General features: G+C 68.0%; 25 protein-coding genes. 8 read left to right on the forward strand and 17 right to left on the reverse strand.

What is annotated here, in order from left to right:
* Positions 1 to 88: 88 nt before the first annotated feature.
* Positions 89 to 841: a type II CAAX endopeptidase family protein gene (locus tag U5N23_RS16125; RefSeq protein WP_322593792.1), complete on the reverse strand. Its 753-nt coding sequence runs from the start codon at positions 839 to 841 to the stop codon at positions 89 to 91.
* A gap of 131 nt (positions 842 to 972) precedes the next feature.
* Here U5N23_RS16125 and U5N23_RS16130 point away from each other — a divergent pair, with 131 nt between their 5' ends.
* Positions 973 to 1,428, forward strand: coding sequence for a hypothetical protein (locus U5N23_RS16130; protein ID WP_322593793.1), 456 nt, complete (start codon positions 973 to 975; stop codon positions 1,426 to 1,428).
* Between the two features lie 6 nt (positions 1,429 to 1,434).
* On the opposite strand, the gene U5N23_RS16135 is transcribed toward U5N23_RS16130, so the two are convergent.
* The 4 genes from U5N23_RS16135 to U5N23_RS16150 all read right to left on the reverse strand — a co-directional run bounded on the left by U5N23_RS16135 (position 1,435) and on the right by U5N23_RS16150 (position 5,326).
* Entirely contained in the window at positions 1,435 to 2,178 is a 744-nt protein-coding gene (locus U5N23_RS16135) for a CPBP family intramembrane glutamic endopeptidase (RefSeq protein WP_322593794.1), read from the reverse strand.
* 62 nt (positions 2,179 to 2,240) lie between these two features.
* Entirely contained in the window at positions 2,241 to 3,329 is a 1,089-nt protein-coding gene (locus U5N23_RS16140; RefSeq protein ID WP_322593795.1) for a sensor domain-containing diguanylate cyclase, read from the reverse strand.
* A gap of 115 nt (positions 3,330 to 3,444) precedes the next feature.
* Complete coding sequence (locus tag U5N23_RS16145) at positions 3,445 to 3,837, reverse strand: copper-binding protein (protein ID WP_322593796.1); 393 nt, start codon at positions 3,835 to 3,837, stop codon at positions 3,445 to 3,447.
* Between the two features lie 37 nt (positions 3,838 to 3,874).
* The gene (locus U5N23_RS16150) at positions 3,875 to 5,326 is read right to left on the reverse strand and encodes an MFS transporter (RefSeq protein WP_322593797.1); all 1,452 of its coding nucleotides are present in this window, start codon (positions 5,324 to 5,326) and stop codon (positions 3,875 to 3,877) included.
* Positions 5,327 to 5,447: 121 nt separating this feature from the next.
* Between U5N23_RS16150 and U5N23_RS16155 the strand changes: the two genes are divergently transcribed.
* Complete coding sequence (locus U5N23_RS16155; RefSeq protein WP_322593798.1) at positions 5,448 to 6,338, forward strand: LysR family transcriptional regulator; 891 nt, start codon at positions 5,448 to 5,450, stop codon at positions 6,336 to 6,338.
* A 152-nt stretch (positions 6,339 to 6,490) separates the two neighbouring features.
* Here U5N23_RS16155 and U5N23_RS16160 read toward each other — a convergent pair whose 3' ends face one another.
* From U5N23_RS16160 to U5N23_RS16205, 9 genes are all read right to left on the reverse strand, one after another.
* Positions 6,491 to 7,306 carry a helix-turn-helix transcriptional regulator gene (locus tag U5N23_RS16160; protein ID WP_322593799.1) on the reverse strand — a complete coding sequence of 272 codons (816 nt, stop codon included), beginning with the start codon at positions 7,304 to 7,306 and terminating at the stop codon, positions 6,491 to 6,493.
* Between the two features lie 85 nt (positions 7,307 to 7,391).
* Positions 7,392 to 8,951 carry a cryptochrome/photolyase family protein gene (locus U5N23_RS16165; RefSeq protein ID WP_322593800.1) on the reverse strand — a complete coding sequence of 520 codons (1,560 nt, stop codon included), beginning with the start codon at positions 8,949 to 8,951 and terminating at the stop codon, positions 7,392 to 7,394.
* Positions 8,948 to 10,300: a DASH family cryptochrome gene (locus U5N23_RS16170; RefSeq protein WP_322593889.1), complete on the reverse strand. Its 1,353-nt coding sequence runs from the start codon at positions 10,298 to 10,300 to the stop codon at positions 8,948 to 8,950. The genes U5N23_RS16165 and U5N23_RS16170 overlap by 4 nt, the downstream gene beginning before the upstream one ends.
* Positions 10,297 to 10,470, reverse strand: a complete 174-nt coding sequence (locus U5N23_RS16175; protein ID WP_322593890.1) for a DUF2256 domain-containing protein — start codon at positions 10,468 to 10,470, stop codon at positions 10,297 to 10,299. The genes U5N23_RS16170 and U5N23_RS16175 overlap by 4 nt, the downstream gene beginning before the upstream one ends.
* 26 nt (positions 10,471 to 10,496) lie before the next feature.
* Positions 10,497 to 11,519 carry an NAD(P)/FAD-dependent oxidoreductase gene (locus tag U5N23_RS16185; protein ID WP_322593801.1) on the reverse strand — a complete coding sequence of 341 codons (1,023 nt, stop codon included), beginning with the start codon at positions 11,517 to 11,519 and terminating at the stop codon, positions 10,497 to 10,499.
* Positions 11,516 to 12,097, reverse strand: coding sequence for a lipocalin family protein (locus U5N23_RS16190; protein WP_322593802.1), 582 nt, complete (start codon positions 12,095 to 12,097; stop codon positions 11,516 to 11,518). Before U5N23_RS16190 ends, U5N23_RS16185 begins: the two co-directional genes overlap by 4 nt.
* A gap of 80 nt (positions 12,098 to 12,177) precedes the next feature.
* Positions 12,178 to 13,116, reverse strand: coding sequence for a fasciclin domain-containing protein (locus U5N23_RS16195; protein ID WP_322593803.1), 939 nt, complete (start codon positions 13,114 to 13,116; stop codon positions 12,178 to 12,180).
* 119 nt (positions 13,117 to 13,235) lie between these two features.
* Entirely contained in the window at positions 13,236 to 13,691 is a 456-nt protein-coding gene (locus tag U5N23_RS16200) for a fasciclin domain-containing protein (RefSeq protein ID WP_322593804.1), read from the reverse strand.
* Between the two features lie 137 nt (positions 13,692 to 13,828).
* A complete protein-coding gene (locus tag U5N23_RS16205) occupies positions 13,829 to 14,722 on the reverse strand; it encodes an NAD(P)/FAD-dependent oxidoreductase (protein WP_322593805.1) in 894 nt (297 codons plus the stop codon).
* A 109-nt stretch (positions 14,723 to 14,831) separates the two neighbouring features.
* On the opposite strand from U5N23_RS16205, the gene U5N23_RS16210 reads away from it, so the two are divergent.
* Both U5N23_RS16210 and U5N23_RS16215 read left to right on the forward strand, forming a co-directional pair.
* Positions 14,832 to 15,290 (forward strand): Rrf2 family transcriptional regulator, encoded by a 459-nt coding sequence (locus U5N23_RS16210; protein ID WP_322593806.1) that lies wholly within the window; start codon positions 14,832 to 14,834, stop codon positions 15,288 to 15,290.
* Between the two features lie 339 nt (positions 15,291 to 15,629).
* A complete protein-coding gene (locus tag U5N23_RS16215) occupies positions 15,630 to 15,998 on the forward strand; it encodes a DUF1428 domain-containing protein (RefSeq protein ID WP_322593807.1) in 369 nt (122 codons plus the stop codon).
* 284 nt (positions 15,999 to 16,282) lie between these two features.
* Here the strand turns inward: U5N23_RS16215 and U5N23_RS16220 are convergent, their stop codons facing one another.
* The 3 genes from U5N23_RS16220 to U5N23_RS16230 form a co-directional block, all read right to left on the reverse strand.
* Positions 16,283 to 17,005 carry an SDR family NAD(P)-dependent oxidoreductase gene (locus U5N23_RS16220; RefSeq protein WP_322593808.1) on the reverse strand — a complete coding sequence of 241 codons (723 nt, stop codon included), beginning with the start codon at positions 17,003 to 17,005 and terminating at the stop codon, positions 16,283 to 16,285.
* Between the two features lie 310 nt (positions 17,006 to 17,315).
* Positions 17,316 to 17,723: a hypothetical protein gene (locus U5N23_RS16225; RefSeq protein WP_322593809.1), complete on the reverse strand. Its 408-nt coding sequence runs from the start codon at positions 17,721 to 17,723 to the stop codon at positions 17,316 to 17,318.
* A 196-nt stretch (positions 17,724 to 17,919) separates the two neighbouring features.
* Positions 17,920 to 18,825, reverse strand: coding sequence for a LysR family transcriptional regulator (locus U5N23_RS16230; RefSeq protein ID WP_322593810.1), 906 nt, complete (start codon positions 18,823 to 18,825; stop codon positions 17,920 to 17,922).
* A gap of 115 nt (positions 18,826 to 18,940) precedes the next feature.
* On the opposite strand from U5N23_RS16230, the gene U5N23_RS16235 reads away from it, so the two are divergent.
* The 4 genes from U5N23_RS16235 to U5N23_RS16250 all read left to right on the forward strand — a co-directional run bounded on the left by U5N23_RS16235 (position 18,941) and on the right by U5N23_RS16250 (position 22,185).
* Positions 18,941 to 19,333 (forward strand): RidA family protein, encoded by a 393-nt coding sequence (locus tag U5N23_RS16235; protein WP_322593811.1) that lies wholly within the window; start codon positions 18,941 to 18,943, stop codon positions 19,331 to 19,333.
* A 341-nt stretch (positions 19,334 to 19,674) separates the two neighbouring features.
* A complete protein-coding gene (locus U5N23_RS16240) occupies positions 19,675 to 20,643 on the forward strand; it encodes a porin (RefSeq protein ID WP_322593812.1) in 969 nt (322 codons plus the stop codon).
* Between the two features lie 211 nt (positions 20,644 to 20,854).
* Positions 20,855 to 21,442 carry a sigma-70 family RNA polymerase sigma factor gene (locus tag U5N23_RS16245; protein WP_322593813.1) on the forward strand — a complete coding sequence of 196 codons (588 nt, stop codon included), beginning with the start codon at positions 20,855 to 20,857 and terminating at the stop codon, positions 21,440 to 21,442.
* Positions 21,439 to 22,185: an anti-sigma factor domain-containing protein gene (locus U5N23_RS16250; protein ID WP_322593814.1), complete on the forward strand. Its 747-nt coding sequence runs from the start codon at positions 21,439 to 21,441 to the stop codon at positions 22,183 to 22,185. The genes U5N23_RS16245 and U5N23_RS16250 overlap by 4 nt, the downstream gene beginning before the upstream one ends.
* The last annotated feature ends 82 nt before the right edge of the window (positions 22,186 to 22,267 follow it).

Here is a 22,267-nt window from a genome sequence, read left to right on the forward strand (position 1 = left end):
TGCACGCGCATGCATTGCGCTGCAGGCAATCTACAGGTCGCGTGGGATGGTAAGGCAAGGCTGAACGACGAGGCGCTATAAGGGTTGCTCAGCCGGTGGCCAGCACCATGCCCCCGGCAAAAAGCAGCCAGTCATTGGCGATGTGGGCCATGGCCGACACCGTGAGGTTCTTGGTGCGCAGGTAGGCCAGCGACAGCACCAGCCGCGCCGAGCCGATCACCAGCAGGCACTGCGCCAGGTTCCAGCCGTAGGTGGGCAGGTGCAGGGCGCCGAAGATCAGCGCAGACACCAGCCAGGCCCCCACGATGGCCTGGCCCCGGCCCAGGCCCAGCGGGCCCGACAACAAGGCGAGCACGGCCAGGAAGGGCAGCACGGTGATGATTTCCTCGCCGACGAGCTGGGGTATGGTGCGCGCAAAAAAGGCCACGCGCTCGCCCGTGTCCATGTGCCCGAGCGCGCCGAATGCAGGGTTGGATGTGCCCTCGCCAAACAGGCGGTCGACCAGCAGGGCCACCAACACCGTCACCGCGATGTTGAGCAACGCCACGCCCAGGGCCAGGCCCACGTCGCGCCAGCCCACGCGCCTGAACAGCACCTGCCAGTGCGGCCCGGCCACCGCCCGCAGCACCAGCAAGGGCACCAGCGGGAACAGGATGGCCGGCACCATGGCGCCCCAGCCCCCCCATGCTTTTGGCATGGGCAGGTAGAGCGCGGCAAAGCCCAGCGCGGCGCCCAGCAGCAGCACGCACCAGCGGCCCGCCCCCAGGGCGACCGGCCGGCCGTTGTAGAAAGGAAAGTCGGCGGCGCCAGGCGTGGCTGTGGGGGTCTGCGCAGGGGTCATGGGGGTATGGGCAGGGGGCGGTAGAAAGCGCATTAAAAAACATTTCGGAGGGCCGACACTTCACACTGGCCTCACCGCCGTGGGCAACACTCGACAGGCACATGCCCGTGCGCCCTTTGTACCAGCCCCCAATGAACTTTGCACCCCACCCGCTGCGCCGCGCCGCCCAACCCTTCGTTTTCGCAGGCGCCATCGCCCTGGGCATCTGGCTGTGGCTGAAGCTCGGCGACTTCTCGCTGGCCCGTTGCCCGCCGGACCTGGTCTGGTACGGCGGCGCCAGTGGCGACAAGAAATGCAGTTGGCCCCTGGTGGTCTACCTGGCCAAGGACATCGTTGGCGCGGCCCTCACGGGCGCCCTGCCCGTGCTGCTGTGCGCCGCCGTGGCGCCCATGAACAAGGCGACTACCGCACGCATCGCCGCCATCGGTACCAGCGCCCTGGCGGTGCTGTACATGCTGGTCAGCACGCACAGCCTGCGGCCGGCCGGTCTCGTCATCGCCGTGGGCGCGACCAGCGCCGCGTCGCCCTGGCTTGCGGCCTTGCTCGTGGCGCGTGCGGTGCGACCATCGCGCAGGGCGCTGTGCTGACCCTGCTCAGCCGATCATGGCTCCGAGCAGCAGCACAAAGCCCAGCAGCAACCAGTCGTTGAGGATGTGCGCCAGGGCCGCGACCGACAGGTTCTTGGTGCGCAGGTAGGCCAGCCACAGCACCGCGCGCGAGGTGCTGATGATCACCAGGCTTTGCGCCACGTTCCACCCATAGGTCGGCAGGTGCAGGGCGCCGAACAGCACGGAGGACACCAGCCACGCGCCCACGATGGCGCGGCGCCGTGGCCAGCCCAGCGGGCCGGCCAGCCAGGTGAGCAGCGCAAGGAAGGGCAGCACGGTGAGGATCTCTTCGCCGATGAGGTGCGGAACGGTGCTGGCCATGAAGACCAGCTTCTCCTTCGTGCCCATGCCGGCCAGCGCCTGGATCACCGGATTGGGCACCGCCCCGAAGAAGTGCGAGACGATGAGCGCCACCACCACCGTCACGCCGATGCTGAGGAACACCAGGCCCACGGCCAGCCCCAGGTCGCGCCAGCCCATGCGCCTGAACAGTACCTGCCACTGCGGCCCCGCCACGGCCCTGAGCGCCAGCAGCGGCAACAGCGGGAACACGACGGCCGGGACCACGGCAGCCCAGCCACCGGAAACGCGCCACGCCACCATGGCGGGGATGTACAGCGCCCCATAGGCCGCCGCCAAGGCTAGCAGGACGAAGCACCACTGGCGCGCACCCAGCGCCACGGGCTGGCCGTTGTAGAAGGGGAAGTCGGCACCGGGGGCAGTTGCCACCGTTGGCCCCGTCCCGGCGGTTGCGTTGGCGGCTACGCTGCCCAACCCCTGTGCGCCCGCCATCAGGCCTGCTGCACCCGGTTGCGCCCCGCCTGCTTGGCCGCATACAGCGCGGCATCGGCGCGGCCGTAGATGCGCTCTGCGTCTTCGCCCTCCACCAGCGTGGCGGTGCCCACGCTGATGGTCACGGGCATCTCGGGCCAGGGGCCGCTCTCGACCATCTTGCGGATGCGCTCACCCACCTCCAGCGCGCCGGCCTGGCCGGTGCTGGGCAGGATGACGGCAAACTCTTCGCCGCCCACGCGGGCCACCACGTCCACGGTGCGGGCGCAGGCCTTCATGTGGCCGGCGATGGCCTGCAGCACGTGGTCGCCGCCATCGTGGCCCAGGGTGTCGTTGACGCGCTTGAAGTGGTCCACGTCGAGCATGAGCAGGCTCAGCGGCGTGCCGCGGCGCTTCACCACAGCCAGCTCTTGCGCCATGTGGCTGTCGAACGCGCGGCGGTTGCGCAGGCCGGTCAGGGGGTCGGTGGTGGCGAGTTCTTCGAGCCTCATGTTCAGCTCGTCGACGCGCTGGATCTGCTCCATCAGCTGCTGGTTGACGGAGTCGGCATGCTCCAGGGCCATGCGCAGGCGGATCTCGCGCAGGGCCGAGTGGGCCAGCTCGGTGAGCACGTCCAGGTCTTGCTCGGTCCAGCGCCGGGGCGCAAAGTCGATGGCGCAGAAGGTGCCCAGGGTGTCGCCCTCTGGCGTGAGCAGCGGCACGCCCGCATAGGCACGCACACCCATGGCCTTGACGCTGGGCACGTCGCGGAACACCGGCAGCAGGGTGGCGTCTTCGATCACCAGGGGCACCTTGGTGACGGCCACATAGTGGCAGAAGGTGCGGCCCTTGCGGTCGCGGCTGGCACCAGGGGCCTCGGCGACGGGGCTGACCAGGCTCTTGTGGTAGTCGCGGTCGCGGTCCAGCAGCGAGAGAAAGACCACCGGGGCCCCCGTGAGCCGGGCTGCCAGGCGCGTCAGGCGGTCAAAGTTCTCCTCGGGCGGGCTGTCGAGCAGGCCGGTGCGCTGCACAGCGGCCAGACGCCGGGGGTCGGACAGGGCGTTGAGGATGCTGACGTCATCCGGTGGCGGGGAAAGCGCGAGGTCCATGGAGTGGGGTGTACCGGGGAGTGGTGGACGAAAGGTACATCATCCTCCGGCGCTGTGGATGCATTTTTTTGGGAAGGCACTTACAGCCTTCGCCAGCGGCCGCCCGGCCTCTCAGTCATCGCGCCAGGGCGTTCTGGGGGCGGATGGCGAGCAGAACGTTCTCCCCGTCCACCCGCTCGGCGCGGAACTCCACCCGCGTGCCGGGCTTCAGGCCGTCCAGCAGACGGGCATCGCGCACGCGGTAGCGCATGGTGGTGAAAGGAATTTTCCAGCCCGGTGCGATCTTGATGTGCGCAAAGGTGCTGCGCCCACTGTCCTCCTGCGACAGCGAGCGGAGCTCGCCCTGGGTATGCACCGCAGGGCTGGAGGCCGATGCCTCGGGCGTTGCGGCAGGCGATGGCTGGGCGTGCAGCGGCGCGGCGGCAGCGCACAGCAGGGCCGCCGCGACGGTGAAGTACCGAAGCCTGGGCGCAACAGAAATAGCAACAGCAGCAGCAAGGGCAGTCATGCGCAAAAGCATACTGCAAGCCAGCGCCCGGGGGGCTCTATGCCGAGCGTGAAGCCGCGCGGTGCCGACGCCCGCCCCACGCCAGCGCGATCCCCAGCGCCCCCACCACCAACACCGCCGCCACGCCAAAGGTGGCCTGCATGCCCGCCGCCACCGCACCGGGCTGCGCCGCGACAACGCCCTGCCCGCCCGCGCCCCATGCGAACACGGCACCCATGGCCGATGCGCCGGTGACCAGCCCCAGGTTGCGCGACAGGTTGAGCAGACCCGACACCACCCCGCGCTGCTGCGGCTGCAGGGCGGTGGCGGCCATCACGGCGGTGTTGTTGGCGGCCTGGAACAGCGCGTAGCCGGCGGTGACAACGGCCAGGGGCAGCACATAGCCGGCCACGCCAAAGCCTGCCGGCAGCAGCGCCAGCGCAGCCGAGCCCGTGGCCATGGCGATGAGCCCGGCCAGCGTGGTGCGCTGCGTGCCCATGCGGTCCACCAGCCGGCCGGCCGGCACCCCTGCCAGGGCCGAGACCAGCGGCCCGCACGACATGGCCAGCCCCACCTGTGGCGCAGCCAGGCCGAGCGCGCCCGACAGGTAGAACGGCCCCACCACCAGCGTGGCCATGACCACGGTGGTGACCAGCGCGCCCATGGCAAAGCCGGCGCCCAGGGCCGGGCCCTTGAAGAACAGCGCCAGGGGCACCAGCGGGGCGGCGCCATGTTGCTCTGCCCGGCGCTGCGCGCCAATGAACAGCGCCAGGCCCAGCGCAGCACCGGCCAGCAACGCCGCGTTCAGCGTGCCCCACTGGCCGCGCCCCAGCGTCATGGCCAGCGCATAGGCGGCCAGGGTGGCGGCCAGCAGCGCGGTGCCGGCGATGTCGAAGCGCGGGCGTTGGGCGCCCTCCCTCTCGCGGTCCGCAGGCAGGTGGCAGCGCGCCAGCCATAGTGCGGCTGCGCCCAGCGGCAGGTTGACGAAGAACAGCGCCGGCCAGCCCCAGGCGGCAAGCAGCCCCCCGCCCAGCGTGGGCCCGAGTGCAGTGCCCACGGCCGACATCGTGCCCAGCAGGCCCATGGCACTGCCGGTGCGCGCCGGGGGCACGGCATCGGCCACCAGGGCCATGGTGAGCGCCATCATCACGGCAGCACCCAGGCCCTGCACGGCGCGCGCGGCGATCAGCAGCCACAGCGTGGGCGCCAGCGCGCACAGTACAGAAGCCGCAGTGAAGACTGCAATGCCCGCCAGCAGCAGCCGCCTGCGGCCCAGCAGGTCGCCCAGGCGCCCCACGCTGACCACCGCAGTGGTGATGGTCAGCAGGTAGGCCAGCACCACCCATTGCACCTGCTGAAAGCTGGCGCCAAACGCCTGCGCCAGCGTGGGCAGGCCCACGTTGGCGATGCTGGTGCCCAGCGACGACAGCAGCATCGCCAGCGACAGGCTGGCCAGCACGCCGCGTGGTGGCGCGGCAGCGGGGGTCGCAGGAAAGGTCGTGTGGATCATGGTGCGGCGGCAAAAGCAGAGGAATGCACCGAGGTTAGGGATTTGCCGGCCATGGCGGAAGGCGCAGCATTTGCATTCAATCAGTGCATACAACGCCATGCCAACCCATAATGCCGGGCATATGCCCCGCCCTGACCTGAACCTGCTCGTCACCCTGGATGTGCTGCTGACCGAAGGCAATGTGGCTCGCGCCGCCAGGCGCCTGCACCTGAGCCCCTCGGCCATGAGCCGGGCGCTGGCGCGCCTGCGCGAGACCACGGGTGATCCGCTCTTGGTGCGCGCCGGGCGCGGCCTGGTGCCCACGCCCCGGGCGCTGGAGCTGCGCGAGCGCGTGGGCCAGTTGGTGCACGATACCGAGGCCGTGCTGCGCCCGGCCCAGGCGCCCGACCTGGCGCAGCTCGCGCGCACCTTCACCCTGCGCACCAGCGATGGCTTTGCCGAGACCTTCGGCCCCGCGCTGATCGCCCGCGTGGCCGCCGAGGCGCCGGGCGTGCGCCTGCGCTTTGTGCAAAAGCCCGACAAGGACAGCACCCCGCTGCGCGACGGCGAGGTGGACCTGGAGACCGGCGTGCTCGGCCCCGCCATGGGCCCCGAGGTGCGGGTGCAGGCGCTGCTGCGCGACCGGTTCGTGGGCGTGGTGCGCGCGGGGCACCCGCTGGGCAAGGGCAAGGTGACCACGAAGCGCTACGTGGCCGGGCGGCACATCGCCGTGTCACGCCGCGGACTGGAGCAAGGGCCCATCGAGCAGGTGCTGGGCCCGCTGGGCCTGGTGCGCGACATCGCCACCATCGTGAGCGGCTTTGGCACCGCGCTGGCGCTGGCCCGCGCCACGGATTTGATCGCCACCGTGCCCGAGCGGCACACCGCCGGCCTGCGCGGCGGCCTGCACACCTTTCCCCTGCCCGTGCCGGTGCCCGAGATCACCGTATCACTGCTGTGGCACCCGCGCCTGCATGCGGACCCGGCGCACCGCTGGCTGCGGGGGCTGGTGCTGCAGGTGTGCGCAGCGTAGCGTGCCGGCGCCTGCGGCTCAGGGGCGCCATGGCGCCACCGTATTGCCGTCCGACACCCGTTTTCCAACATTGCGTGTCCGCCCCACGGCAGACTGTCGATTGCCACTGCATGTTGCGCCTGGGCGCACGGCATGGGTCGCGTTTCCAGCCCTCAGACCGCTCCCACCAGCGCCATCAGGGCCTGCGCAGTGGCTGCATCGGCGGGAAAGAACGACTCGATCGCCAGCTCCTGAAGCGTCACGTCCACGGGCGAGCCAAAGATGGTTGTCGTGCTGATGAAGCTCAGCACGCCGGTCTCCGTGCGCAACTGCAAGGGCACGACCACGCCGGACAATTCGCCAGTCGGGGGGGGCCCGGGGTCGGCCACCGGGTAAGCTGCCAGTTCGTCACGCAGCGCCTTGAGCACCGGGTCCCCCGTGGCGGCGATCTGCTGGGCCAGGCGCTCAAGCACATGGGCACGCCATTGCGCCAGATTCACGATGCGCCTGGCCATTCCCTCGGGGTGCAGCGACAAGCGCAGCACGTTCAGAGGATGCTGCAGCAGCGCCGGTTCGGCGCCGGTCCTCAGCAGCGGCGCCAGCGCGTTGTGCGCTACCTGGTTCCAGTGCCGGTCCACCGCCAGCGCCGGATAGGGCTCGTGCCCCTTGAGCACAAGGTCCACCGCACCTCGCGCGGCCACAAGCGCCGGATCGTCCAGCGCGCGCTGGTGGTACATGGGCGCGTAGCCTGCCGCCACCAGCAAGGCATTTCGTTCGCGCAGCGGCACGTCCAGTCGCGCCACCAGGCGCAGCACCATCTCGCGGCTCGGCGCAGATCGGCCGGTCTCCACATAGCTCAGATGGCGCGTCGAGATCTGGGCCTCTTGCGCCAGGTCGAGTTGGCTCAAGCGGCGGTGCTCGCGCCAGTGCCGCAGGTGCATTCCGAAGGAGTCGCGGACGCCGGGGCGCGTCTCAAGGGCAGTGGTCATGCCGCCGATTGTGGCGCGATGCGTCACGGCCACCATGACGTCCAAGGTCATGGACCGTGGCGAGTGGGCGCAACACGCTGCGCGCTTACAGCGCGTCCAGATCCGCGCGCAATTGGCTGGCATGCCCACGCAGCGCCTCCAACTGCGGGCCCTGCATTTTCTGCAGTTGGCGGTACACCATGCCCAGGCGGAAGTTGCTGCCCAGCGTGGCTTCGTTGCGGGCAAAGAAGTCCCAGTACAGGGCGTTGTAGGGGCAGGCGCGCTCGCCCACCTTCAGCTTCTTGTCGTAGTGGCAGCCTTTGCAATAGTCGCCCATGCGGTCGATGTAGGCGGCGCTGCTGACATAGGGCTTGGTGGCCAGCAGGCCGCCGTCGGCGAACTGGCTCATGCCCAGGGTGTTGGGCAGTTCGACCCACTCGAAGGCATCGATGTAGACGCCCAGGTACCAGCGGTGCACGGCGGCAGGGTCCAGGCCGGCCAGCAGGGCAAAGTTGCCGATGACCATGAGGCGCTGGATGTGGTGGGCGTAGGCACCGTCAAGCGACTGCCCCACGGCATGCTGCAGGCAGCGCATGCGGGTGTTGCCGCTCCAGAACCACTGCGGCAGCGGCGTGGTGTGGCCCAGGGCGTTGCGCTCGTCGTAGCCGGGCATGTGGGCCCAGTAGATGCCGCGCACGTACTCGCGCCAGCCCAGGATCTGGCGGATGAAGCCTTCCACCGCCGCCAGCGGCGCGGTGCCGGCCTGCCAGGCGGCCTGGGCGCGCTGCACCACCTCGCGCGGCTGCAGCATCTTGGTGTTGAGGGCGAACGACAGCAGCGAGTGGAACAGGTGCGGGCTGCGCGTGCTCATGGCGTCTTCGTATTCGCCAAAGTGCGGCAGGGTGGTGGCGATGAAGTGGTCGAGCCCGGCCAGGGCCTCGGCCCGGTTTAGCGGCCAGCGCAGCTGCGCTGCCTGCGGGTTGCCAAAGCTCTGCACGCCAGCGGCCACGATAGTGGCCCACAGGGCGCTGTGGTCATGCACGGGCCGCGCATCGGGCGGGGTGGCGGGGGTGCCGGGCCAGGGCTTGCGGTTGTCGTGGTCGTAGTTCCACTGGCCGCCCTCGGGCTCGCCGGCCTCGTCGATCAGCACGCCGTGCTGGTGGCGCATGCGGCGGTAGAAGTGCTCCATGAGCCACTGCTTGCGGCCTGCAAACACCTCGGCCACCTCGCTGCGGCTGGTGTAGAAATGCTCGCTGCCCACGGCCTGCGTGGCAAAGGGCTGCTCTGCGCACCACTGGTGCAGCTGCACGTCGAGCCGCCATTCGTCGGGGTGCTGGTACTCCAGCCGCTGCGCGCCGTAGTGCGCCATGAGGGCGGCCAGGTTGCCGGGCAGGGACTGGCGGTTGCTGGCGTCGTCGATGGCCACGTAGCGCACGCGGTGCCCGGCGCTGCGCAGGTGCCGAGCCAGGTCGCGCATGGCGGCAAAGATGGCGAGGATCTTTTGCGCATGGTGCAGCACGTAGTCGGTCTCTTGCCGCACCTCCATCAGCACGTAGACCACGCCGGCATCGGGTGTGGCAAACCAGCTGTGCTGCGGGTTGAGCTGGTCGCCCAGCACCAGGCGCAGGGTGTGGGCGGGTGCAGGCTCGCGGTCGCTGCCGCTCATGCCGTGCCCCACAGGCGGCGGTAGCTGCCGTCGGCGTCGTGCTCTTGCGTCTGCTTGGCGGGGTTGAAGCGGCGGCCACCGCGCGGGTCGGTGCCGCGCCCGGCGATGTAGAGCCAGTTGCCCTGGTTGCTGCAGGGGTCGTAGTCCACCAGTTGCGATTCGAACCAGGCAGCGCCCGCGCGCCAGTCGCCCTGCAGGTCGTGGATGAGGTAGCTGGCTGCCACCTGGCGCAGGCGATTGCTCAAATAACCTGTAGCGGCCAGCTCGCGCAGGGCGGCGTCCACCAGCGGCTGGCCCGTATCGCCAGCGCACCAGCGCGCGAACCCGGCTGCGTTGTGGGGCGCCAGCGGCTGGGCCGAGAGGCCGCGCGCACGGTACAGGGTGCGCCCGTGCTGCAGGTGCAGCAGCCGAAAATAGTCGCGCCACAGCAGCTCGAACCAGAGCCAGTAGGTGCCCTCGTTGGCGCCGTGCTCGCTTTCGAACCGGCGCAGCGCGGCCATGGCATGCCGTGCAGAGAGCGCGCCCGTGGCCAGCCAGGGCGAGAACTTGCTGGAGTAGCCCAAGCCCGTGAGCCCGTTGCGGGTGGCCTTGTAGGTGTGGGCTTGCCCGCTGGCCAGGTACTGCTGCACATGGGCCAGTGCGGCGGTTTCACCCCCATCGCAGGCGGGGGTGCCGTAGGGGAAGGAGGAGCGCACATCGCAGCCGGCGCCCTCGCCTACCTCGTCACCATGCCCGCCCAGCCCTTGCGCCGCACCCACGGCACCGGCCGTGTGCACGACCTCTTGCCACACCGCATCGGTCAGCGCTGCGGGCGGCGGCAGCAGGGCCGCAGGCGCCGGCAGCGGCTGCGGTGGCTGGATGCCGGCCTGCTCCACCGCCTGCCGAAAGGTGGTGAACACGCCAGGCAGGTCACCCACGGGCCAGGGCAGATCGCACGGCTGCAGCAGGCTGCTGTGCCACACGGTCTGCACCTGCAGGCCGGCTGCGCGCAGGGCGGCCACCTCGGCCTGCTCTTGCGGGGCGGCAATCGCTTCACACACCACGTTGGTGGCGCCCACGGCGCGGGCCAGCGCGGGCAGCACGGCGGCGGGCTGGCCCTGGCACTGCAGCAAGGGGTTGGAGAGCCGGGCCATGCCGGCCGCCAGGTCGCGCAGCGCAGCGCCCTCGAAGGCACGGCGGTGCAGGCCCCGGCGGGCAAAGCCCCAGGGCGTGGCCTCGTCGGCCGGGGGCAGGCAGTGCACGGGCACCAGGTGGGTGGCGCCGCTGCCCAGGGCGGCGGCCAGCGCCCCCTGGTCGTGCAGGCGCAGGTCGCTGCGGAACCAGAAGAGCACGGTGCGGGGGGCGGTCATGGCGTGCCACCGGTTCGCATGTTTCCGGTGGCCTTGCGCTCGTTGCGGCAGCGGTCGGAGCAGTATTTGACCTCGTCCCACACCTTCTCCCACTTCTTGCGCCAGGTGAAGGGCAGGCCGCAGTGCAGGCAGGTTTTCTGCGGCAGCTCGTGCTTCTTGCGCATGCGCATGGGGGGCGATCGGTGGCGTGGGCCGGTCAGGCGGGCCGCAGCATCTGGTGCGCCAGCGCGCGGCCGCTGAGCCAGGCGCCTTCGACCTTGCCGCCGTGCAGCCAGTCGCCGCAAACACCCAGGCCCAGGGCGCGGCTCCACCAGCAGCCCTGGTGCAGCGCGGGCTCGGTGTCGGCATAGCGCCAGCGGTGGGCCGTGGCGGCCACGGGCGGCGGCCCGCTCAGTGCAGCGAACGCGGCCAGCAGGGCGGCGGTGACCGACTCGGCGCTGTCTTCGATGTGCGCCTCGCTCCACTCGGGGCTGGCGTGCAGCAGCCAGGTCTCGGGCCCGGTGCGGCCGGGCTTGCTGCTGTCGCGCGCCACCCAGCGCAGCGGGCCGGCGTTGATGAAGGCGCCATCCCAGGGTAAGGCCACAGGTGCGGCATAGCGCAGCATCAGCGACCAGCTGCCGCGCATGCGGGCGCTGGCGGCCAGCGCTGCGCCATCGGGCGCCACGGGCGCGAGCAGCGCCGCGGCCTGCGGCGCGGGCATGGCGAGCACCACGCGGTCGTAGCGCGCCGCATGCAGGCCCAGCTCTGCCGAGGTGATGGCCCAGCCGTCGCCGGTGTGCTGCAGCCGCTGCACGGTGGTCTGCCACTGCGTGGCCGCGTGGTCGCCCAGGCCCTGCACCAGCCAGGCGGCCGGCGCGGTCATGCGCGGTGTGCCCACAAAGCGCTCCAGCGGGGTGTGCGGCGTGGTCCAGGCCGTGCCGTCAAAGCTGGCCAGGCGTGCAGGCCATGGCGCGGCCACGCCGGCCGCCTGCCAGCGCGCCACCTCGGCGCGAAAGGCCGGGTCGCGTGCGGTGAAATACTGGGCCCCATGGTCGCACTGCCAGGCACCGGTGGCCTCGTCTTGCGCCCGCCTTGTGGCCATGCGGCCCGAGGGGCCCCGGCTCTTGTCCAGCAGATGCACGGCGTGGCCGGCTTGCAGCAGTGCCTGCGCGCACGACAGGCCGGCCAGGCCGGCGCCGACCACGGCAATCTGCAGGCGGGTGTGGGGCGCTGCGCTCATGGCTGCGGGTCGGTGCGTTGCTGGCTCACCCAGATCAGCGCCTGGGTGTCGATGCCCAGCGCGCTGGCGCGGGCGATGAGCTGCTCGCGCACACCCGGGGCCAGTTGCTTGCTGCGCGACAGGATCCAACAGTAGCTGCGGTCGGGCCCCACCACCAGGGCCCAGCCGTAGTCGGCGTCGAGCGCGGCGACGTGGTAGCCGCCGTAGAACGGCCCGAAGAACGACACCTTGAGCGAGGCGGTCTGCGCATCGCCCGTGAACAGCGCCTTGCCCACGGCCTGGCGCCATTCGCCGCCCTGGCTGCCCTTGGTGGTGTCAAAGCCCCGGTTGAGCACGCGCACGCTGCCATCCGCCTGGCGCTGGTACGTGGCGCTCACGTCCGTCATGCCGCGCTCGAAGGAATGGTCGAGCCGCGCCACCTCGTACCAGCGGCCCTCGTAGCGCGCCAGGTCAAACGGCGTGACGGGGGTGATGCCAGGCGGCGGGGCGGTGGATGAACAGGCGGCCAGGGCCAGTGCCGTGGAGGCCAGCAAGACCAGTGCGGCGCGGCGAAGCCAGGGGGATGCGGTGGTGGACATGGGCGATGAACTCAAAAAAGCCGTTGCAGCCCCCAGAAGCCGGCAGGTTTCTGAGGAACTGCGCAGAGGGTGCGGCCAGCCTACTTGGGCAAGAGCACCCGGTCCACCGTATGCACCACACCATTGCTGGCAAACACATCGGTGCCGGTGATGCGGCTGGTGCGCAGGCTCTGGTCGGTGATCACGAGGCTGGGGTTGACCGTGAAGCTCTGGCCCTGCACGGTGGCGATGGCGGTGTTGACGGGCACCTCGGCCTTCAGCACCCGCGCCGGCACCACATGGTAGGTGAGCACGCGGGTCAGCAAGGCGGTGTTGGCAAGCAACGCCTCCTTGGTCAGGCCCAGCTCGGCCAGCAGCGCCGCAAAGGCGGCATTGGTAGGGGCGAACACGGTGAATGGGCCAGGGCCTTGCAGGGTGGCCACCAGGCCGGCGGCAGCCACGGCCTCGACGAGGATGCTGAAGTCGGGCACGGCCATGGCGGTGGCCACGATGTCCTTGTCCGCCGGCAGCAGCACGCGGTCCACCAGGTGCACCACGCCGTTGCTGGCCTGGATGTCGGTGCTGGTGATGGTGGTGACGCGGTTGCGGCCATCGGTGATCTTGAGGCCGTTGGCAGACTCGATCTTGAAGAAGCCACCCGACACCGGGGTGATGGCCTTGCCCAGAGGCACATCGGCGCGCACCACCCGGCTGCCCAGCACGTGGTAGGTGAGCACGGCGGTGAGCAGGGGCTTGTTGGCCAGCAGCGCCTCTTTGGTCAGGCCCAGCTCGGCCAGCAGCGCGGCAAAGGCGGCGTTGGTGGGGGCAAACACGGTGAGGCTGCCCGTGCTCAGCGTGGGCGCCAGCCCGGCGGCCACCACGGCCTCGACCAGGATGCTCAGTTCCGGGGTGTTCTGCGCCAGTTCGACGATGTTGCGCTGGGGTTCGTCGTCGCTGCCCCCGCAGGCCTGGAGCACGGTGGTGCTGGCCCCCAGGGCGGCGGCCAGAAGGACGGTACGGCGGTTGAATGCAGTGTTCATGGGAATCTCTCCTCGCTGTCAGACAGTGGATGAAAAGACAGGGGACATGCCGGACAAGCCCCCTTGAATCTGCGCCACCCGGCAGCTTTGCACGGGCAGGCGCGCAAACCGTGGGCTGCTTACTTGGGCATCAGCACCGTGTCGATGGCATGGATCACGCCGTTGCTGGCGGCGACGTCGGTGGCGATGACCTTGGACTGGTCGACCATCACGCCCATGGTGGTGGACACGGTGATCTCCTGGCCCTGCACGGTCTTGACCTTGCCGGCCTTGACGTCCTTGGCCATGACCTTGCCGGGCACCACGTGGTAGGTGAGCACCTTGGTGAGCGCGGCCTTGTCCTTGAGCAGGCCGTCGAGCGTGGCCTTGGGGATCTTGGCAAAGGCTTCATCGGTGGGCGCGAACACGGTGAACGGGCCGGGGCCCTTGAGCGTGTCCACCAGGCCGGCAGCCTGCACTGCAGCCACCAGGGTCTTGAAGTTACCGGCCTTCACGGCGGTGTCGACGATGTCTTGCGCCATTGCGCTGAAGGTGGCGCCTGCGGTAAGGGCCAGAGCAACCAGGGTCTTCTTCATGATTTCATTCCTCGATAGGGGGATGGAACTCACACGCCAAGATGGGCGCGAAATCATTGTATGACCGTTTGGTAATTATTTCTACCAATTGGTTTTAATAAGACCAATTGGTTTCATCTGATCACAGAAACGCCCTTTCAGTGCCCGCCAAAGATCAGCGATTGGTGCGTGGCCGCGCCCGCCATCGTGCCGTCGCCCACCACCAGGGGCAGCGAGCCGCCCTGGCGCGCCGCATCGCCGCAGGCGTACACGCCGGGCACGGTGGTGGCCTTCATGGCGTCGGTCTTGATGGTGCGGCCCAGGGGCCCGTCTTCGAACTCGCAGCCCAGGGCCTGGGCAATGGGGCTGGCCACTTCCACGCGGGTCAGGGTGAACAGGCCGTCTTGCGCGATCACGCGGCCGTCACGCATCACGATGTCCATGGCGCCTTCGATGCGATCGATGAGCCCCCGCTCCAGCACCACGCCGCGCGCCTGCAGCTGCGCCAGTTGGTCGGCATCGGGCTCGAAGGCGCCGTTCAGGAAGAAGGTGGCCTGGCCCCAGTCGGGCAGCATCAGCGCGACATGCATGGAAAACGGCGACACGCCCAGGGCGCCGATGCGGCCCTGGTTCAGCTCGTAGCCGTGGCAGTACGGGCAGTGGAACACGTGGCGGCCCCAGCGCTCGGCCAGACCGGGCACCTCGGGCAGGTGGTCGATGACGCCGGTGGCCAGCACCAGGCGGCGGGCTTCGATGGCATCAGGCAAGCCATCCACCTCGACGCGAAAGCCCTGCCCTGCCCGTTCGGCAGCCGTCACCTGGCCCTCGCGCCATTGCACCGTCGGGTAGGCCATGAGCTGCGCGCGCCCCTGGGCCGCGATGTCGGCCGCGGGCGTGCCATCTTGCGTGAGAAAGCCGTGCGAGTGCTCGGCAAAGCGGTTGCGGCGCTGGCCTGCGTCCACCACCAGCACGCGGCGGCGCGCCCGCGCCAGTTGGGTTGCGGCGGCCAGGCCGGCATAGCTGCCGCCGATCACGATGGCGTCGTAGTGCATGTTGGGTTCCTTTTGGTTCATGATACTTTTGAAGTTTCATGATAGCCCTGCACGCCAATTCATGCAACTTACAATGATTCAAGACCACACCAGGACTGGACCCACCCTTATGCGCAGTGATAGCCGCTTGTCCCGAATGCTCCACGTGCTGCTGCACATGGCGCGGCACGATGCGCCCTTCACCTCCGAACAGATCGCCGCCATGCTGCAGACCAACCCCGTGGTGGTGCGCCGCACGATGGCGGGCCTGCGCGATGCGGGCTATGTGCGCTCAGAAAAAGGCCATGGCGGTGGCTGGACCATTGCCTGCGACCTGGCGAAGGTGACGCTGCTCGACATCCACAACGCCGTGGGCGGGCCGCACCTGTTTGCCATCGGCAACGGCAGCGACAACCCCGAATGCGCGGTGGAGCGCGTGGTCAATGCCGCCCTGGACGACGCCCTGCGCCAGGCCGAGGCGCTGCTGATCGCGCGGCTGGGGTCGATTGCGCTGGCCGACCTGGCAAAGCAGTTCGATGCGGAGTGCGTGGCCAAGGGGTGGACGGCGCACGGGGCTGCGGGACACTGATACGGATTTGCCTTCGACCGTATAACGTCGTTGGTTCGCCTTGCCGTGCTACAGCATTGTCTGCGGCTCCCGTCTAGCTATACGATCGAATGCAAATCCGTATGAGAGACCGGGTCTCGGCGACGATGGAGTTGCTCGCGGACCATGGACACCTTGCCGAGAGCGCAACGGCAGCGGACGCAGCAGGCGTCCTGCAGTGTCGTCGCACTAGCCACTGGTAAAAAAACATGTCTTTCCAGGCGCCTCATGTCGATTGGGCGTACTGTCGTTCGTCGTGTGATGACGGGGTGCCCACAGGCGGGCACGCCGAATGGTCGTCAACCCAACAGGAGTCAAGACATGTCTTACATCGACGGTTTCGTGATTGCAGTACCCACCGCCAACAAGCAACAATTCATCGAGCACGCGCGCAAGCTCGACCCGATCTTCCTTGAGCTGGGCGCCATCCGGGTGATCGAGGGCTGGGGCGATGACGTCCCCGACGGCAAGGTCACCGATTTCCGCCGCGCGGTCCAGGCCACGGCCGAGGAAACGGTGGCGTTTTCGTGGGTCGAATGGCCGGACAAGGCCACACGCGACGCGGGCATGAAGAAGATGATGGAAGACCCGCGCATGGACCCGTCCGCCCCCGGCAACCCGCCCATGCCCTTCGACGGCAAGCGCATGATCTTCGGCGGCTTTGAACAGGTGGTCGAAGTGAAGGCTTGAGCAGGTGTCGGCATCGCGCAGCACGCGCATGCCTGCGCCCCGGTGCAATCTTTGCGCAGGCCGTTGCAAGGCCCGGTAGCGGCCTGGACACTGCCTGCGCGCTGCGCTGAGCATGCCGGCGAGGACTTCGGGTGTCGCTGATGCAGTTGCAAGGCTGGATGAGACCAGCATCAGCTGTTCGACCGCTGCTTTGGGCCGCCAAGGGCCCCATTCAGCCGCTGCTACGCTGACGGCAACCGGCAAGGAGAGGCCGCAGGGGTGCTTCCGATGCGGAGGTTCTTGGGTCAGGCCCCATGGTCACCAACGTCATAGCGCGCCCCATAGGAGAGCGATGGCAGTTCGAGGATACGACAGGCAGCAGCGGCGACTATCGCGGGCGACACGAGTGCGCCTTGCTCCTTTCGCTTGATAAAGCGCTCGATCTCCGGGAAATCGGACGCTGACGAACCACGGATCAGGGCTTGCATGTCGGTGTCGATCACCCCAGGGTCAATGTTGACTGGAATGAAGGGGTGAGGCTCGGCCTGCTGCTCAAGCGCCAGTGCGCGGATGTAGTTCTCCATGCCCGCTTTCGCTGCACAGTACAGCGACCAGCCCGCGTAGCCTTTCTGTGCTGCTCCAGACGAAATATTGGCCAGTACCTTGCGGCATCTGGTAGCTTGGAAGTGAGCCACGATTTCTGTCAGGACGAGGATCGCGGACGTGAAGTTCGTATTCAGATTGCCCAGTATTGCGTCTCGCTGTTTGCGAGAGGCCGGACCGATCGGGTCGAGAGTTCCGGCATTGTTGATGACCAGCAGTTCTTCGATGTGTCCGCCGCCAAGCGAGGCGAGTGCGGCAGCTACGATTTGATGGCTGCCACTCGGGGAGGAAAGATCTACTCTCACCGAATAGGGGTGAGGAGCGCTGCGAGAAAACTCAAGGACGCGGTAGCCGCGCCCAGCAAGCGCCTCGCAGAGCGCGAGGCCAAGTCCCTTGGAGCCACCAGTCAGTATTGCCAGGCGCATGATGGATGCTCGTTTTGGGCCTAACCTTGATTTAAACCGGCAAAACACCGCATACCCACAACGCCCGTCGTTGAACAAAGTCGCGTGCCGCCTCCGAAAAATTTTTGAAATCTACCAGTTGGCTCATACTGGTGATGGGTGAGCGAGTAACACAGATCCGACAAACCCGACCAAATCCGGACACATCACCAAGATCGCCGTTCATTCCCCAAAGACCGCAAAGGGCCCTGAAAAGTCGTACACATCAACAATGGCTGACTGGACTGGGCGTGGAGCAACCAGCTACATATCACAAAAATGCTCTTATCGTTCATCTAGTCACAAGAGCGCATCGTGCAGATCCCGTTGAGTTGTCGCAGTAGGCCATCACAGTGTGTATTTCAAATCTCATCACGCCGTCAGCCAACTGTTGCTTGGTCAGCTCGCCGTTGAGCACACGAAACTTTCCACCGACTACGCATTTATTGTTGGCCACCCATTCGCCGTAATAGATGTTCGCGGCGCTTCCCTCATAGCCGCAAAAATTTAGCGTGGTGGTTGAAGTTCCGCCTGCTGCAGTGGCCACCTGAAATTCCGCCGTGAGCCTCTCCTGCCGCAATGTCACGTCTACAACCACCGGGCAGATAGCCGACTCCTCACCAATGCAGGATATAGAAAGCTCGCCTGCACAAGCGAGCAGAGGGAGGCCCAGGACCACGGCAGAAATGAGTCGCTGCATAAGCTTCTCTACAGAGGTGCTCTCGCCAAAAGTTAGATGCATGAAACATGCCTCAAATGAAGGTCCGCTTCTCGACCCATAAATGTCATCGTAGCAGCGGCAGCAATGGGCACAACCCAAACCGCCATGCTTTCGGTGCTTGCCCACGCCCCTGCAAAAACCATGGCCTCACCAACGGCTTCGAAAACGGTGCCCCCTACCCGCCCCGCGGCGCATGCACCGCCATCAGCTCCACAACCCAGTCGATGAACACCCGCAGCTGCTTGCTCACATAGCGATTGGGCGGGTAGGCCACATACAGCGGCATGGCATCGATGCGCCAGTCCGTGAACAGCGGCACCAGCGCACCGCTGGCGACATGCTGCCGGGCCATGTAGTGGGGCAGCCAGAGCGCGCCCAGGCCGGACAGGCCCGCAGTGAGGTAGGTGTTGCCGTCGTCGATGGCCAGCACGTAGCGCCCGCCGACCTTGGCTGTCTCGCGGCCTTTGCGCATGGCATAGGGCAGATCTCCGTCCCACCGGTAGCGCACGATGCGGTGGCGCGGATCGCGCAGTTCATCGGGGTGCACGGGCGTGCCCGCCTGTGCCAGGTAGGCCGGCGCGGCATACACCCCCAGCTGCAGGTCGCCCACGTGGCGCGCGACCAGCCCTTGGTCCTTGATCTCGCCGCCGCGCACGACGCAGTCGACGTTGTCGCCGATCAGGTCGACCTTGCGGTCGCTGGCGCCCATGTCGAGCTGGATGTCGGGGAAGCGGGCGTGGAAGGCGGGCAGCGCGGGCACCAGAAGGATGTTGGCCAGGGGGCTGGGCACGTCCACGCGCAGCAGGCCGCGCGGGGCCGTGGGGGCGCCCGGGAGATTGCCTTCGATGTCTTCGAGCTCGGCCAGCAGGCGCAACACCCGCTCGTAGTAGACGGCGCCGTCGGTGGTGACGTTGACCCGACGGGTCGTGCGGTGCAGCAGCTTGAGCTGCAGGCGCGCCTCCAGCTGCTGCACCAGCTGGGTCACCGTGGTGCGGCTCCAGCCCAGGTTGTCGGCGGCCTTGGTGAAGCTGCCCGACTCGACCACCCGCACAAAGGCCCGCATGCCGTCAAACCTGTCCACAGGGCTCTCCCAAAGATTGTTCTTATTTTACAAACAGTGATGCAGGAGGCGGTGGCTTTATCCAAACAATCGCCAGGGCTACAGTGGCTGCACCCACCCACCCATGGAGCCCCCAATGAGCCAAAGCAAAACCATTTTCCCCGCCGGTCGCCAGGATCTGTATGCCAACCACCGGTACTCGGCAGCCATCCAGTCCGGCGATCTGCTGTTCGTCTCTGGCCAGGTCGGCAGCCGCAGTGACGGCTCGCCCGAGCCCGATTTCGAGGCCCAGGTGCGCTTGGCCTTCACCAACCTGCAGGCGACGCTGAAGGCAGGCGGCTGCAGCCTTGATGACATCGTGGATGTGACCACCTTCCATACCGATCCGCAAAACCAGTTCGAGACGGTGCTGGCCGTGAAGAACGATGTCTTCCCCAGCGCGCCCTACCCCAACTGGACGGCGCTCGGGGTGACCTGGCTGGCAGGGTTCGACTTCGAGATCAAGGTCATCGCGCGGATCCCGGTCTGAGCGGGTAGTGGCGGGCGCCTGGTCCACCAGCGCATGCGCTACCCAAGTGCATGGCCGCGTCCGAGATGGCGTCATTGCGGTGCATAACCGCATTTCCGCCCGCGGCATGGTGCCATGTGCCACATTGCCTGTCACATGACTGTCACTGTGGGCCAGCGGTACTTACCCCTGTGGCGGCCCGTGGCAAGGGCCCCTAGCATCCCTCCTCGTTGCAACCTGCAACGATCACAACGTCCTCGGCACCAAACTTGCTGATAGGGACGGCCAGGAAATGCACACCTGCATTGCCTGGCCTGTGAACATTTGTCATCAAACACGATTTGATAGAGGGAACCTTGCCAATGAAAACGATGAATCGCTGCGCCATTGCAGCGCTGGCCCTGGTGGGCACGACTGCTGCGTTTGCCCAGAGCAGCGTGACCCTGTATGGCCGGATCAACACCACGTTCGAGCGCCAGAAGGATGGCGACGTGTCCAAGACCGGGCTGTTCAACAACTCCTCCCGCTTCGGCTTCAAGGGCCAGGAGGACCTGGGCGGCGGCTTGATGGCTGGCTTCCAGCTGGAAAGCGGCTTTGACTCCAGCACCGGCGCCACGGACTCCCGCGGTGTCTTCGCGCGCCAGAGCGAGGTGAACCTCTCCGGCGGCTTCGGCATGGTGCGCCTGGGCAATTTCACCTCGGAGTCGTACTACGCCACGGCGGACTTCATCAGCAACCACAACCACGACACCGGTTCGTCGGCAGATGCGCTGTATGCCTACCCGGCCCGCGACGTGAACAAGATCGCCTACCGCACCCCGAGCTTTGGTGGCGCCACGTTCGAGGCCGGCTGGGCCATGCACGAGGCCGTCAGCGGCACCGGCGGCAAGAACAGCATCGACCTGGCCGCCAACTACGCCATCGGCGCGCTGGGCCTGGGTGCGGGCTACTCCAAGCTCGATGACCAGAGCCAGTTTGCCGTGCGCGCTTCGTACTCGACCGGCCCATTCGTGCTGGGCGCCTATGTGCAGCGCGACAAGAACGCCTTCATCGCCAACGGTGGCAACCGCACCAATGTGCGCCTGTCGGCCGCCTACATCGTGGATGTGTCCGAGTTCCACCTGAACGTGGGCCGCGCCGGCGACTACTCGCGCGTGGACAACACGGCCGCCACCCAGTACACGCTGGGCTACAACTACCACCTGAGCAAGCGCACCAAGATCTACACCTACTACACCCGCATCAACAACAACCAGGCCGCCAACTACGGCGTGTCGGCTGCCGGCAACGACTTCAGCTCGTTCGCCATGGGGGTGCGCCACAACTTCTGACGGCGTCATGCCCGCTGCTGCCCTGACTGGTGGGAGGGCAGACACACAGCCCATTGGCCCGCACTTCACCATGGAGTGCGGGCTTTTTTAGGCCCGGCAATGGTGAACCGCCCCGCTTGCGGGCCGGCGCCTTGCCGACGGCACCCCTCCGCCGCGCTGGTATCCTGCGCCCAGACCAGCCCTCCGCCGGAACACCCGCAACGCTCCACCCATGGCCCCAGACACCCCCCTGCCCGAACTGATGGCGCGCGTTGCCCTGCAGGACCGCGCCGCGTTCAAATCCCTGTACCAGGCCACCTGCGGAAGTCTGTTTTCGGTGGCGCTGCGTATATTGAGGAATGACAACTGGGCAGACGACGTGCTGCAAGAGGCCTACGTGAACATCTGGCACAACGCGGCGGCGTACAGGCCGGTTGCGGGTGCGCCGATGACCTGGATGATCAACATCGTGCGCAACAAGGCCATCGACGCGCTGCGCGCGCGCAAGGCCGAGCGGGCCGCGACCACCGACCTGGGCGAGGAGGCCCCGGACGCCCAGGACAGGCTGGCCGCCGATGCCGCCCACGAGCCCCAGCAACTGCTGGACGACAGCCTGGTGAAGGCGAAGATCGCCGGCTGCATGGGCGCGCTGCCGGCCGCGCAGCGCCAGGCGCTGGCGCTGGCCTACTACCGGGGCATGGTGCACACCGAGATTGCCCAGGTGCTCAATGCCCCGCTGGGCACGGCCAAGGGCTGGGTGCGGCGCGGGCTGGAGCAGCTCAAGTCCTGCCTTGAAGCTGCGGGGGTGACGCAGCCATGAACTACCTGATGCCCGAACGCCTGGACCGGCTGGCCCGCGAATACGCGCTGGGCACGTTGGCCGGCCCCGCGCGGCGCCGCTTCGAGCGCGTGCTGCAGTCGTCGCCCGCTGCGTCGATGGCGGTGGATGTCTGGCGCCAGCGTCTGGCGGTGCTGGAGCTGTCCACCGTGCCCAAGCAGCCGCCCGAGGCGAGCTGGCAGCAGATCGAGCGGCGCCTGTTCGGCACGCCCCAGCCACTGCAGGCGCCATCGGGCTGGCAGCGGCTGCTGCTGGCCCTTCGGGGGCTGCTGTCGGGGCGCACCATCAGCGGCGCGCTGGCCGGCCTGCTGCTGTGCGCGGTGCTGGTGCGCGTGGCGCCCGGCATGCTGGGCCTGGAGCCCCGGGCCGATGCGCTGCCCGCCAGCTATGTGGGCCTGCTGCTCGATGCCGGCGGCAAGCCCACGCTGGTGGCCAGCTCGCGCCGCCAGGGGCGCCAGCTCACGGTCAAGCTGCTGCAGCCGCTGGCCGTGCCAGCCGGGCAGGTGGCCCAGCTGTGGGCCCTGCCCAAGGACGGCGGCGCACCGCTGGCGGTGGGCGTGGTGCCGGCCAGCGGCTCGGCCCGCATCGCCCTGCCCGACACGTCGGAAAAGCTGTTCTTCACGGTGTCGCAGTTGGCGGTGAGCTTCGAGCCCGCAGCGGTGCCGGCCGGGGGGGCGCCCTCGGGGCCGTTCGCGCTCATCGGGCACTGCGTCAAGGTCTGGTGAGGCAGCACGCAAAAAACCTGGCATCCCGGGGATCCGTCTGCCCTTCGCTGCCGTAAGTAGCTTCGGTGCCTTTTGTTTCACC

It is taken from the genome of Acidovorax sp. (assembly GCF_034519795.1).
GTDB lineage: Bacteria > Pseudomonadota > Gammaproteobacteria > Burkholderiales > Burkholderiaceae_C > Acidovorax.